The organism is Aeromonas rivuli (assembly GCF_020149575.1).
GTDB classification, from domain to species: Bacteria; Pseudomonadota; Gammaproteobacteria; order Enterobacterales; family Aeromonadaceae; genus Aeromonas; species Aeromonas rivuli.
In genome coordinates, this window is the sequence record NZ_CP079742.1 from 2,485,680 (window position 1) to 2,498,692 (window position 13,013).

Annotated in this window: 9 protein-coding genes; 7 read left to right on the forward strand and 2 right to left on the reverse strand. The window is 63.7% G+C overall.

All coding sequences use genetic code 11. The annotated features are described in order from the left end of the window. Positions 1–167: 167 nt before the first annotated feature. The 5 genes from glpA to KYK33_RS11595 all read left to right on the forward strand — a co-directional run bounded on the left by glpA (position 168) and on the right by KYK33_RS11595 (position 7,314). Positions 168–1,841 carry an anaerobic glycerol-3-phosphate dehydrogenase subunit A gene (gene glpA, locus KYK33_RS11575; protein ID WP_224430600.1) on the forward strand — a complete coding sequence of 558 codons (1,674 nt, stop codon included), beginning with the start codon at positions 168–170 and terminating at the stop codon, positions 1,839–1,841. Beyond that, on the forward strand, positions 1,838–3,172 hold the full coding sequence (gene glpB, locus KYK33_RS11580; protein ID WP_224430601.1) for a glycerol-3-phosphate dehydrogenase subunit GlpB: 1,335 nt from the start codon (positions 1,838–1,840) through the stop codon (positions 3,170–3,172). The genes glpA and glpB overlap by 4 nt, the downstream gene beginning before the upstream one ends. Positions 3,173–3,174: 2 nt before the next feature. Beyond that, entirely contained in the window at positions 3,175–4,377 is a 1,203-nt protein-coding gene (gene glpC / locus KYK33_RS11585; protein ID WP_224430602.1) for an anaerobic glycerol-3-phosphate dehydrogenase subunit GlpC, read from the forward strand. Positions 4,378–4,787: 410 nt separating this feature from the next. Then, entirely contained in the window at positions 4,788–5,681 is an 894-nt protein-coding gene (locus KYK33_RS11590; RefSeq protein ID WP_224430603.1) for a serine hydrolase, read from the forward strand. A gap of 379 nt (positions 5,682–6,060) precedes the next feature. After that, positions 6,061–7,314 carry a D-amino acid dehydrogenase gene (locus KYK33_RS11595; RefSeq protein WP_224430604.1) on the forward strand — a complete coding sequence of 418 codons (1,254 nt, stop codon included), beginning with the start codon at positions 6,061–6,063 and terminating at the stop codon, positions 7,312–7,314. A 69-nt stretch (positions 7,315–7,383) separates the two neighbouring features. Here the strand turns inward: KYK33_RS11595 and KYK33_RS11600 are convergent, their stop codons facing one another. Beyond that, the gene (locus KYK33_RS11600) at positions 7,384–8,082 is read right to left on the reverse strand and encodes a TetR/AcrR family transcriptional regulator (RefSeq protein ID WP_224430605.1); all 699 of its coding nucleotides are present in this window, start codon (positions 8,080–8,082) and stop codon (positions 7,384–7,386) included. Between the two features lie 183 nt (positions 8,083–8,265). On the opposite strand from KYK33_RS11600, the gene KYK33_RS11605 reads away from it, so the two are divergent. Together KYK33_RS11605 and KYK33_RS11610 are read left to right on the forward strand one after the other, a co-directional pair. Further along, a complete protein-coding gene (locus KYK33_RS11605) occupies positions 8,266–10,194 on the forward strand; it encodes an amidohydrolase (RefSeq protein WP_224430606.1) in 1,929 nt (642 codons plus the stop codon). A gap of 241 nt (positions 10,195–10,435) precedes the next feature. Next, entirely contained in the window at positions 10,436–11,764 is a 1,329-nt protein-coding gene (locus KYK33_RS11610) for a DUF2254 domain-containing protein (protein ID WP_224430607.1), read from the forward strand. A gap of 29 nt (positions 11,765–11,793) precedes the next feature. On the opposite strand, the gene KYK33_RS11615 is transcribed toward KYK33_RS11610, so the two are convergent. Continuing rightward, positions 11,794–12,915 carry an HPP family protein gene (locus KYK33_RS11615; RefSeq protein ID WP_224430608.1) on the reverse strand — a complete coding sequence of 374 codons (1,122 nt, stop codon included), beginning with the start codon at positions 12,913–12,915 and terminating at the stop codon, positions 11,794–11,796. Between the last annotated feature and the right edge of the window lie 98 nt (positions 12,916–13,013).

Genomic DNA, 13,013 nt, shown 5'->3' on the forward strand with positions numbered 1-13,013 from the left:
AATAAAGCAATCGTTCAACCCTGGGTAGCATGTGTGATTTCACCCACAAAACCACAAAAACCCCCCTCATAGCTTTCGATATCGAACATTAACTTGGTCTAAATCAAACATTCCCACTCTGCTTCCCACCACACTGCCCCATCAGGCAGGGAATGAGGATCAGAAAGATGAACAGGATCACGACCAGGGTAGTCATCATCGGAGGGGGGGCAACCGGTGCCGGCATCATGCGCGATTGTGCCCTGCGCGGCATAGATTGCATCCTGCTCGAGCGCGACGACATTGCCGCTGGCACCACGGGGCGCAACCATGGCTTGCTCCATTCCGGCGCCCGTTATGCCCTGACGGATCCCGAATCTGCCCGGGAGTGTATCCAGGAGAATCGCATCCTCAAGCGCATCGCCAACCACTGCGTCGATGATACCGGCGGCCTCTTTGTGACGCTGCCCGAGGATGACATCGGTTTCCAGGATCCCTTCATGCAAGCCTGTGCCCAGGCCGGGATCCCGGCCCGCCAGCTCGAACCCAGAGAGGCGCTGCGCCTCGAACCCAATGTCAATCCCGCCTTGATTGGCGCCATACAAGTACCGGATGGCACCGTCGATCCCTTCCGGCTCGCCACCGCCAACGTGCTCGATGCCAAGGAGCATGGCGCGCGCATCTTGACCCACTGCAGCGTCGTGGGGCTGTTGCGCCAGCAAGAGAGGGTACATGGGGTCAGGGCCATCAACCTGCGCACCGGTGAAGGGTTCGAGATAGAAGCCGAGCAGGTGATCAACGCCGCCGGCATCTGGGGCCAGCAGATCTGCGAGTATGCCGAGCTGGGCATCCGCATGTTTCCGGCCAAGGGTTCCCTGCTGATCATGGATTACCGCCTCAACCAGCTGGTGCTCAATCGCGCACGCAAACCAGCGGACGCCGACATTCTGGTGCCCGGGGACACCATCTCCCTCATTGGCACCACCTCCAGTCGCATCGACTATGACAAGATTGACCAGCTTCGCGTCGAACCCGAGGAGGTCGAGGTGCTGCTGCGCGAGGGCATCAAGCTGGCCCCCGCCATGGCCCAGACCCGCTTGCTGCGTGCCTATGCGGGGGTACGCCCCCTGGTCGCGGTGGATGGCGATGAGTCGGGCCGCAACATCAGCCGCGGCATAGTGCTGCTCGATCATGCCAGCCGGGATGGTCTGGAAGGCTTCATCACCATCACCGGCGGCAAGCTGATGACCTACCGGCTGATGGCAGAGATGGCCACGGATCTGGTCGCCAGCAAGCTTGGCAACAGCAAGCCCTGTCGTACCGCCCTGCAGGCCCTGCCAGGCTCCCGGGATCCCGTGCCCACTCAGACCTTTGGTCTGTCGGCGCCGGCGCAAGGATCGGCTGAGTCACGCCACGGGGAACGGGTCATCGCCTTCTTTCGAGACAACACCAAGGCCAACGCCCTCATCTGCGAGTGCGAGATGGTGACCGCCGGTGAGATTGAATATGCCCTGCGCGAGCTGGACGTGGACAACCTGGTGGATCTGCGCCGCCGCACCCGGCTCGGCATGGGCCCCTGCCAGGGTGAGCTGTGTGCCTATCGCGCCGCCGGTCTGATGCACGAATATGGCAAGGCCGATGGCCGCGAGGCCTGCGCCATGCTGCGCGACTTCCTGGAGGAGCGCTACAAGGGGGTACGCCCCGTGCTGTGGGGGGATGCCCTGCGCGAAACCGAATTCACCCACTGGATCTATGAGGGGTTGTTCGGTCTTGGCAATTTGACTGGCCCCACCGACATCACAGCGCCGCAGGATCCAGAGGATTCCCCCACCCCCCTGCGCCATGAAGGAGTATCCCCATGAGATTCGATACCATCATCATTGGCGGCGGCATGGCCGGTCTGTGCGCCGGGCTGCGCCTCGCCGAGGCGGGCCAGAAAACGCTGATCATGGCCTCGGGTCAGAGCGCCCTGCACTTCTCCTCCGGTTCGGTGGACGTGCTCGATTGCCAGGGGGATCCCTTCGCCGCCCTGCCCGCCTTCCTGGCGACCCATCCGCTCCACCCTTATCAAAAGGTCGGGCTCACTCATATTGCGGCCAGCCTGGCCGATCTGCAGCGCCACTGCGCCGAGCAGGGATTGCCGCTGTTCCATGAGTCGCACAATCACCTGCGGCTCACCCCCATCGGCACCCTCAAGCCGACCTGGCTCTCGCCGACCAGCAGCGCCTGCCTGGGCGAGGCGCCCGCCCCGGCCGTCCTGCTGCTGGCGACTCTCGAGGGATTTCGCGACTTTCAACCGGCGCTGGCGGCGGCCAACCTGGCCCTGCATCCGCGTCTGGCCCAGAGCCGCATCCTGACCGGCGAGATATGTCTGCCCCAGCTCGCGACCTTTAACCGCAATCCTCATGAGTTTCGCTCGGCGGACATCGCCCGCCTGTTCGACAAGCAGGGTAAGGAGGGGCAGGCTCTGCTGGGCGCGCTGGCCGAGGAGATCCGCCGCCTGCTGCGCGAGAGCGACGCCCCCGACTGCCGTCATCTGGTGCTGCCCGCCTGCCTCTCCCTGGGGTTGGCGGGGCCACGGCTCGCGGAACTGGAGCGGCTCACCCAGTGCACCCTTCGCGAAGTCGCCACCATGCCCCCCTCCCTCATCGGCATGCGGATGCAAGATGCGCTCAGGCGCCGCTTCCAGGCCCTGGGCGGCACCTTCCTCATCAGTGAGCGGGTATTGGGCGCCACCCTGGATAACGACAGGGTCACGGGGGTGCATAGCCAGAACGGCGCCGATCAGCTCTTTGAGGCCGAGAATTTCGTGCTCGCCAGTGGCAGCTTCTTCAGCCGTGGCCTGATCTCGCGTCTGGGAGGGATCAGTGAGCCCATCTTCGATGCCGACGTGATCAGCCTGGCCGAGCGCGATGCCTGGGCCGGTCGCCGCCTGTTCGACCAGCACCCCTTCATGGGTTTCGGAGTCAAGACGGATGACAGGTTGCGGGTCATGCGCGGCGGCAAGCTCCTCGCCAACCTCTATGGTGCCGGCAGCGTGCTGGCACACTATGACCCTGTGGCGGAAGGCTCAGGCTCCGGGGTGGCGGTCGCCACCGGCTGGCACGCCGCCGATCAGATACTCGCCAAGGTTGTCGCCCGAGACTCAAAGACCGGTTCCCCCCTCACTTCATCACTCGCCCGGGAGGCTTAACCATGCCCTTGGATCATGCCAACCAGACCTTCGATCAGTGCATCAAATGCACCGTCTGTACCGCCTATTGCCCGGTGGCCAAGGCCAATCCCGCCTATCCGGGCCCCAAACAGGCCGGGCCCGACGGCGAGCGGCTGCGCATCAAGAGCCCGGCCCTCTATGACGAGGCGCTCAAACATTGCACCAACTGCAAACGCTGCGAAGTGGCCTGCCCGAGCGGCGTGCGCATCGGCGACATCATTGCCAAGGCCAAGCACCAGTACAGTGGTTTCAAGCCGGGGGTGCGTGAGTTCGTGCTCTCCCACACGGACTTGATGGGCAGCATGTCGACCCTGATGGCCCCCATCGTCAACTTCACCACTGGACTCAAACCGGTGAAGCAAGTGCTGGACAAGGCGCTCGGGGTCTCCTCCCACCGGGATCTGCCCAAATATTCTCAAGGCACCTTTCGCGGCTGGTTCAAGAAGCAGCAAGCCGTGCAGGCCAGCTATCGCCGGCAAATCGCCTATTTCCACGGCTGCTACGTCAACTACAACCATCCCCAGCTCGGCAAGGAGCTGGTGCAGGTGCTCAATGCCATGCACATAGGGGTGCAGTTGCTGGCGCGGGAGAAGTGCTGCGGCGTACCGCTCATTGCTAACGGCTTCATGGCCAAGGCCAAGCAGCAGGCCGCCTTCAACATCCAGCAGCTCGAAAACAGCCTGCTCGGCAACGAGATGCCCCTGCTGGCCACCTCCTCCACCTGCGGTTTCACCCTGAGGGACGAATACCCGCACCTGCTCGGCCAGGATAATCGCAAGGTGCGAGATCGCATCTCGCTAGTGACCCGCTTCCTGTGGAACGAGTTTTACCAGGGCAACAAACCGGCCATGAAGCCCCTCAACCTGCACATTGCCTATCACACCCCCTGTCACCTGGAGAAGATGGGGGGCGTCATCTACACCCTGGAACTGCTGCGCGCCATTCCCGGGGTCAGGGTGACGGTGCTCGACTCCCTGTGCTGCGGCATCGCCGGTACCTACGGCTTCAAGTCGGAGCACTACCAGACCAGCCAGACCATAGGTGAGGGGCTGTTTGAGCAGATCAATCAGCTCGAGCCGGACCTGGTCATCACCGACTGCGAGACCTGCAAGTGGCAGATTGAGATGAGCACCCCCTTTCGCTGCGAGCACCCCGTGCATCTGCTGGCTCTGGCGCTGGCCTGAGATCGGCGCAGCCCAATAGGCGCAGCCCGATAGAAGCGGGGCGAGCCTGCAGGCTCGCCCCTCCCCACCATGGTCCAGGCTGCCCTGAGAAAGGCTGCGTCAACTCCCCCAGCACCCGGTGCTCGCCTTGCCCTCAACACTGTCTCCGTTCGGGCATAATCGGCGACTTGGCCGTCAAGATGGGTCCCCCATCAGCAGCCGTCGCAGCCACCAGGCACCTAGCCAGACAGGGCCTCAAAAAAGCCCCATTCATGAGGTTATCAACCGAAGGGGTACCAATAGACACTCATCCATCCCCCGACAAGCATAAAATCTTATCAGTTCAAGGTGATGGGGATTGCGGCGCGTCAGAACCCGACATATAACTGAGAGGTTGTTTTCGGTTTTTTCACGCGGTAGAGACCACCACCATGATACGTCCCCTTGCCAGCTTGCTGTTCGGTGCCTTGCTCCTTCCCGTCAGCCTGGGAGCTTTGGCCGCTCCGTTTCTCAATGCTCCCTCCCCCAGCATGCTCGAGCGACGCAGTGACCCCACCTTGAGTTCGGCCGCCTTCGTGGTCGCCAATCCGCGCACCGGCGAGATCCTTTCGGAGCGCAATGCCAATCGCGTCATGCCCATCGCCTCCATCACCAAGCTGATGACAGCCCTGGTGGTACTCGATGCCAATCCGCGCCTGAACGAGATGATCACGGTGAGCAAGGCCGACATAGATCGCATCAAGGGCACGGGATCCCGTCTGGCCATCGGCTCCCGTCTGAGCCGGGTCGAGATGCTGCACATCGCCCTGATGGCCTCCGAGAACCGCGCAGCCTCTTCCCTCGCCCGCTACTACCCGGGCGGCCAGCGCGCGTTCATCTCCGCCATGAATGCCAAGGCCCGCATGCTCGGCATGTGGAACACCCAGTTTTCGGACAGTACCGGGCTCAACCCCCGCAACGTCTCCACCGCCCATGACCTGGCCAAGCTGGTCGCGGCTGCGTCTGCCTATCCACTCATTCGGCAGTTCACCTCGGCCCAGCAGCACTATGTGCGCACCGGCAAGCGTCAACTGCACTACCGCAACTCCAACCGCCTGGTCCACGATGCCGATTGGCAGGTGCTCATCTCCAAGACCGGCTATATACGCGAGGCGGGCCGCTGCCTGGTGATGGAGGCCAACATCAACCGCGAGCCCATGATAGTGGTGCTGCTCAACGCCGATACCACCGGGGCCAGGGTCGCCGATGCCAAGCGGATCAAGACCTGGCTTGAGAGCGGCAATCGCAGTGCCCTGGCCCGCACCACGGCCTTCAACGGTCAGTGATGAGTCCGTCATGAGAGAGCCCCTCCCGGGGCTTTTTTATTTTCTGTCACTGCGAAATAGATAGCGTCCTCTGCCCCACATACCTCATGGACCCATAGCCCGGCCTGGCTGACACAGACCAGTCGCACAGGGCAGAGCGTTTCATGTCCGCAGGATCCCTCGCGCCCCTCTCATCGGATAGACTTATTCGCTGGTAATAAACAGAAAAGCAGCGGTATATCATATTTTTGTGATGGCTCATTTGCCGATTTCGCTGCCGATGATAACGTGATGCCTGCCGGTGCCCATCAAGACGGTGTCGGCTGATTTTGCCAGAGGGGCCAATCTGGGGCGTCTCGGTTATTGCATGAACAAGTGCAGTTAAAACAAGGATGTAGAAATGAATATTGTGGTTCTGGGTGGGGGAGTTATCGGGGTGACCAGCGCCTGGTATCTGGCCAAAGCCGGTCACAAGGTGACCCTGCTGGAGCGGCGCGACGGGGTGGCTCTTGAAACCAGCCATGCCAATGCGGGTCAGATCTCCCCGGGTTATGCCTCCCCCTGGGCTGCCCCCGGCATTCCCCTCAAGGCGGCCAAATGGCTGCTGCAAAAACACGCCCCCTTCACGGTGCGCCCCACCTCGGATCCCTTCCAGCTGCGCTGGATGTTGAAGATGTTCGCCAACTGCACCCCGGCGGCCTATGCGGTCAACAAGGGGCGTATGGTGCGCCTGGCCGAATACAGCCGCGACTGCATGAAGCTGTTGCGCGACGAGCTGGCGCTGGACTACGAGGGGCGCCAGCTCGGCACCCTGCAACTGTTCCGAAGCCAGGCCCAGCGCGATGCCAGCCAGCGCGACATCGAAGTGCTCGAAGAGTACGGCGTCCCCTACCAGTCCCTCGATGCCAGCGGCTGTGAAGAGGTTGAGCCCGCCCTGGCGCGGGTGCGCGGCAAGATAGTGGGGGGCCTGCGCCTGCCGGGAGACGAGACGGGGGACTGCTTCCGCTTCACCCAGGCCCTGGCTGACGAGGCACGGCGGCTCGGGGTGGAGTTCGTCTTCAACTGCGCCATCGACGAGGTTGAACTCGCCCAGGGGCGCGCCGTGGCGGTCCGTGCCGGCGAGCAGCGCTTCAAGGCCGACGCCATCGTCTGCGCCCTGGGCAGCTATGGCACTGGCTTCTTGCGCCCCCTCGGGATAGAGCTCCCCGTCTACCCGGTCAAGGGCTACTCCCTCACCCTGCCGATGACGGACGCCGCCGGGGCGCCGCGCAGCACTGTGCTGGATGAAACCTACAAGGTCGCCATCACCCGCTTCGATGAGCGGATCCGGGTCGGCGGCATGGCAGAGCTCAGCGGCTTCAATCTGGCGCTCAACCCCAGACGCCACGACACCCTGGCCATGGTGGTGAGGGACCTCTTCCCCCAGGGGGGGGATCTGGAACAGGCCAGCTTCTGGACCGGGCTGCGCCCCATGACCCCGGACGGCACGCCCCTGGTGGGCCCCAGCCCCATCCCGGGGCTCTGGCTCAACACAGGCCACGGCACCCTGGGCTGGACCATGGCGGCAGGGTCGGGCCAACTACTCAGCGACCTCATCTCGGGCAGCGCTCCGGCCATCAGCGACGAGGGGCTGACCCTGGCCCGCTACGGCTAGCCCGCGGGGCGCAATGCCAGATGCAAGAGAGGGAGTGCCTGGCACTCCCTCTCTTTATTCGCCTCTCTTCTATTCGCCCCCCTTCGCGGCGGCTTGGCAACCCGGCGCCAGTCCCGGCATCGACTGCCAGACCCGGGCGGGATCCGGCTCCTCGATGGCCGCCATCATCAGCTGCTCGCTCCAGCGTCTATGCAGTTGCCACAGGTGCGCCCCCGCCTCCCCCTGCCCCTTGGTGCACTGCTTGGCCACGTCCGCGGTGCGGTAGAAGTAGCGCACCAGGGTGGTGAGCTCTGGCTCGGGCCAGCGGCAGCCAAAGTGGCGCAGCCGCTCGGACCAGAAGGCTACCTGTCGCCCCTCGTGCTCCTGCTCGACCCCGTGCAGGGCGGGAATGAGATCCATCGCCTGCCACAGCGCTCCATAGCCGACGAAGCGCTCATCCAGCGCCTCCAGCGCCTCGTCCAGCATCAGCAGGGTCTGCGGCAAGCTGTCGGCCTGCTCGCGGATGCTCTCCTGCGCCTCGCACACCGCCGCCAGCCAGTCCAGGGCCAACCGGCAGATGATGGCCTCCTTGTTGGGAAACAGGTGGTAGAGCGACTTGATGCCCACCCCGGCGCGGGCGGCGATGGCGTTGGTGTTGAGGGCCGCAAACCCCTGCTCCTGCAACAGGGCCAGGGTGGCCTGCTCGATGCGGCTCGCCACCTCCTGGCTGCGCAGTTGCCTGGGTTGGCGCCGCATGCACAGTTCGGCCGGCAGCACATGTTGTGACATTCTCTTCCCCCGATGCGGTCTGCGCCCCCAAGGGGCAACTGGTTGTCATAACTACATGATGAGACAAGGTAAACACAAGTCAAAAAAAGTGCAGCAATCACTGGCATTTTTCAGAATAGCTGCAATAACCATAAGTGCTCATATCTGCAGTAAAAACTGCAATTAACCCAAGGAGAGCGCGCTATGGATAGCAAACACCCCCGTCTCAGGCTGGGCGCCATCGCCCTGCTGGTGAGTGGCCTGCTCGGCTGCCAACAAGACAGCAGTGAGCCGCCCCCCGGCAACACCCTCTATCTCAACGGCAAGATCCACACCCAGGATGGGCAACGCAGCCAGGCCGAGGCCATGGTGGTGCAAGGGGGCAAATTCACTTACGTGGGCTCCCGCGCGGGAGCCGAGGCCCTGAAGAACAGTGCGACCCAGGTGGTGGATCTGCAAGGGAGGATGGTGCTGCCCGGCCTGCACGACAACCACATCCACCTGCTCGGCACTGTGGCGCTCGACATGTGCGATCTGGACGGCCAGAGCGTCAACCTAGATCAGCTCGCGGCCAAGATCAGCGAGTGCCTGCCCCGCTACGCCCCGGCACCCGGGGAGTGGCTGGTGGTCAACCAGTGGTCGCCCTATGACGGCAACACCCCCACCGCCACCCATGCCACCCTGCTGGCGGCCCTGGATGCGGCGGCGCCGAACAACCCCGTGATGCTGGCCGGGGTCGACGGCCATGCCGGCGGCTACAACTCTCAGGCGCTGGCGCTGGCACAGGACGAGGACGGCAATGTGGTCGGCTTCAATGCCACCACTCTGGCCCCGGACGGCGTGTTCGAGGCCCTCATTCCCTATGTGGATCTGGCAACCGGCGTGATCCGGGACGCGGCCCGCAGCGCCATTGCGGTCCCCGACACCGGGGTGCTGAGCGCAGAGGGGGAACAGGCGGCGGCCCAGTATGACAAGATACTCCCCGCCATCTCCGAGCTGATGGCGTCCCGCGGCATCACGGGGGTGCAGGATGCCTGCGCCAACGACTTCATCCGGGAGCGGCTGCGCAAGATGCAGGACCAGGATCTGCTGCACATGCGCGTCACCGCTGCCACCTGCTTCAACCAGGATGACTACAGCGGCAAGCTGGACATTGACGGGCACCTGGCCAAGGCGAACCAGGTGCGGGACGCCTTCGCAGGCAACCCCCTCATCAAGGCCGATGCGGTCAAGATCTTCCTCGACGGCGTGCTGGAGGGGGATCCCTTCACCAGCCCCCCCTTCCTGCCCAATGCCGGCATGCTGGGGAATTACCTGCATCCCCATCTGGCCCTGGATCCCGACAGCGGCGAGGTGAGCATCACAGCGGACAGCGAGGATGCGGGCAGCAACGGCATCGTCAACTACAAGGAGGCGGATCTGACCCGCTACGTCACTGCGCTGGATGGGGCCGGGTTTGGCATCCACATGCACAGCATCGGCGATCGCAGCACCCGGGTGGCCCTCGATGCCCTGGAGGCGGCCCGCGCCAGCAACGGGGAGAGCGGCATCCCCCACACCCTGGCCCACCTGCAGGTGGTGCACCCGGACGATCAGAAACGCCTCGGCGAGCTTGGCCTCTACCTCACCTTCACCTATGCCTGGACCACGCCCCAGCTTGCCTACGACATGCTGGTCAGCCCCTTCATCCAGCCAACCAGGGTGGGACAGTCCCTGAGCGAAGCCATCTACGACCCCATGGGCTATCTCCATGACGCCCTCTACCCGGTCGAGAGTTCGCGCCAGGCTGGCGCCGTGCTGGTGGCGGGCAGTGACGCCCCGGTGGACAGCCGGGATCCACGCCCGTTCGAGAACATGGCCGCCGGCATAGTGAAGGCGGCCGGCAGCGGCGACGACTTCAGGGCCAGTCAGCGCACCTCCCTTGCCGAGATGCTGGCCGCCTACACCATCAACGGCGCCAGGGCAGTACGCCAGGGGGACATCACCGGCTCCATCGAGGCGGGCAAGTCGGCGGACTTCATCGTGCTGGACCGGGACCTGTTCGCCCTGGTCAAGGCCGGCACGCCGGAGCAGATTGCACAAACCCGGGTCGAGCAGACGGTGTTCATGGGGGAGACCGTCTACTCGCAATAACCGATAGCAGGCCCGGCGAGGGAAGCCTCCTTCACCCGATGGCTCCACCACATCATCACCAGCAATACTGGCTGTCATGGGGGCCAAACACAGAAACGTTCATGACATAACAGGAGGAGCGGCCCAGGTTGCTCCTCCTTGCATTGATCTCCTGCGTCATGGTCACGCATGGGAGCAATGAGATTGCGGCGCGGTACGGAACACCATAGGCTGGGATGTTCCCAGAGGAAAAGGAGTGCCTATGCCGTTCATCCCCTCCCGCGATCGTTGCCGCTTCCTGGTCAATCGCCTTCGCGAGCGACTCTGGGTAAAGCCCCTCGCTATCTGCCTGATCTCCATCCTCTGTGCCCTTGCCGCCCGTCTCGCCGATCACAGCGGCCTTGGCCACTATCTGCCCGTCATCACCAATGAGGCACTGCTCTCCTTGCTCTCCATCATGTCCGCCAGCATGTTGGGGATCGCCACTTTTGCCGTCGCCTCCATGGTGGCGGCCTATGCCTCGGCCAGCAGCGCAGCCACCCCGCGTAGCGTTACCCTGGTGATTGCCGATGATGTGTCACAAAATGCCCTGTCTACCTTCATCGGGGCCTTCATCTTCAGCGTGGTGGCGCTGATCGGGGTCAAGAACGACTATTTCGCCCTGGCCGGTCGCTTCACCTTGTTTCTGCTCACCCTGATAGTGCTGGCTATCGTGATCCTGATGTTTGTCCACTGGGTGGATCGCATTGCCCGGCTGGGGCGGCTGGGCACCACGGTCAAACGGGTCGAACAGGCGACCCATGCCGCCCTGCAACGCCGCCGCCAGGCCCCCACACTGAGAGCCCGCCCTGCCGATGAGGCACTCATCGGTGGCCTGTTGATCAGCAGTCCCGAGATTGGTTATGTGCAGCAGATTGATGTGGCGTACCTCAATGCTCTGGCGGCTGAGATGGACACCCATATACAGATCCTGGCGCTACCCGGCACCTTTGTGGCACCGGGTCAGGGAGTCGCCCTGGCATATGGTTGCCCGGATCCCGCCAGACTCGATTTGAGTCGTCTCGCCACGGCGTTCAAGGTCGGTGCTGAGCGATTGTTCGATGAAGATCCCCGCTTTGGCCTGATCGTGCTTGCCGAGATAGCCGGACGCGCCCTCTCCCCCGCGGTCAACGATCCTGGCACCGCCATCGGCATACTGGCTACCCTGGTGCGCTTGTTCGTGAACTGGGATGCGCCCCTCTCCAGCGACGAGCAAGCCAACAACGAGGCTTCACTCTGCGATCGCGTCACTGCCCCGCCACTGGCAGTGATTGATATGTTCGATGATGCCTTTACCGCCATCGCACGGGATGGTGCCGGTACGCTAGAGGTGGCCCTGCGGCTGCAAAAAGCCCTGCAGGCGCTCACCCATGGCAGCCAGGCCATGAGTGATGCGGCGCACCATCACGGGCGCCTTGCCCTGGCACGCTGTGAGCTGACCATGACGCTGGAAGAAGATAAGGTGCAAGTGCGAGCGCTGGCCCGCGCCTTGCTCGGTAACGATGAGAGGGGAACAAGCCCAGGCTCGACGCTCGGCACGCACTCCCCCTAAGATGTCACTGCCCTGAACATAGAGTCCGGCTACTCTCCCTCGTCCGTGCTGGCCGCAACCGGACGCAGTGCCAGGTTAAACAGCGCCGCCACCATATCGGACTGGGTGATGATGCCCACCAGCTGCTCCCCCTCCACCACGGGCATATGGTGCAGGCCCCCGTCGGAGAAGGCATCGACCAGCTCGTAGAGCGACTGATAGCGGCGCGCCGTGCGCACCTCCCGGGTCATCAGGTTCTCCACCCGCAACTGTTCGAGACTGGCCGCCTCCCTCGGCAACTGCCGCTGCCTGTCGATCATGAGATCGTGCAGGGTGAGGATGCCGACCAGCCGCTGCGCCTCATCGACCACGGGCAGCGCCTTGACCTGATGCCGGGAGAGTCGTTGCCAGGCCACCATGGCCGACGCCTTGGGCGAGACAACGATGAGATCCCGTGACATCACATCCTGGCAGAGCACTGTCCCGACCCGCTCGCGCAGGGCATGCAACTGCGCCTCTTGCAGCAGCGCCTGCAGATCCTGGCGGCTGATGTCGAGCAGCTCGCCGTGTTTCTCCAGGGCAAAATCGATATCCGTCGCCTGGGTCGCCAGCCGCTCGCTGGGTTGGGGATCCGCCGTCTGATGGCGATTGGGCTGCGCCCGACCACCGTTGGGATAACGGCGACCCAGCGCCCGGTTGTAGATAAGCCCCATGGCCAGGAGGAGCAAGGAGTTGATGAACACCGGGATCAACACATACCAGAGACCCAGCTGGCTGATGGCCTCACCCCCGATGACGGCGGTCAGGGCAACTGCCCCCCCTGGCGGGTGCAGGCTGCGGGTGAGGAACATGGCGGCGATGGCCAGCATCACGGCCACGGCGGAGGCCAGCGCCAGATCCGGGATCCAGCTTGCCGCGATCACTCCCATCAAGGCCGAGACGCTGTTGCCCACCAGAATGGACCAGGGCTGGGCCAGGGGGCTGGCCGGGGCGGCAAACAGCAGCACGGCTGACGCTCCCATGGGGGCAATGAGCCAGTGGGGACTGACGCCGAGCCACCATTGGCAGAGCCATTCGGTCATCAACAGACCGATGAGGGCCCCCAAGGCGCCATAACAGCTCTCCTTGAGGCTGGTGTTGGTCGATACCGGATAAAAGTCGCTGATCTGCATCCTGTTCCCGTGGCTGATAAGGTTCATTTAAAATGCGCAATTCTACCGGCATCCCTTCCCTCAATGCCAGCGCCCCTTGCCAGGCTCATGACCAACGG

Coding starts and splice junctions, on each gene's coding strand:
- glpA (WP_224430600.1), top strand. CDS start 168: ATGAACAGGATCACGACCAGGGTAGTCATCATCGGAGGGGGGGCAACC.
- glpB (WP_224430601.1), top strand. CDS start 1,838: ATGAGATTCGATACCATCATCATTGGCGGCGGCATGGCCGGTCTGTGC.
- glpC (WP_224430602.1), top strand. CDS start 3,175: ATGCCCTTGGATCATGCCAACCAGACCTTCGATCAGTGCATCAAATGC.
- KYK33_RS11590 (WP_224430603.1), top strand. CDS start 4,788: ATGATACGTCCCCTTGCCAGCTTGCTGTTCGGTGCCTTGCTCCTTCCC.
- KYK33_RS11595 (WP_224430604.1), top strand. CDS start 6,061: ATGAATATTGTGGTTCTGGGTGGGGGAGTTATCGGGGTGACCAGCGCC.
- KYK33_RS11600 (WP_224430605.1), bottom strand. CDS start 8,082: ATGTCACAACATGTGCTGCCGGCCGAACTGTGCATGCGGCGCCAACCC.
- KYK33_RS11605 (WP_224430606.1), top strand. CDS start 8,266: ATGGATAGCAAACACCCCCGTCTCAGGCTGGGCGCCATCGCCCTGCTG.
- KYK33_RS11610 (WP_224430607.1), top strand. CDS start 10,436: ATGCCGTTCATCCCCTCCCGCGATCGTTGCCGCTTCCTGGTCAATCGC.
- KYK33_RS11615 (WP_224430608.1), bottom strand. CDS start 12,915: ATGCAGATCAGCGACTTTTATCCGGTATCGACCAACACCAGCCTCAAG.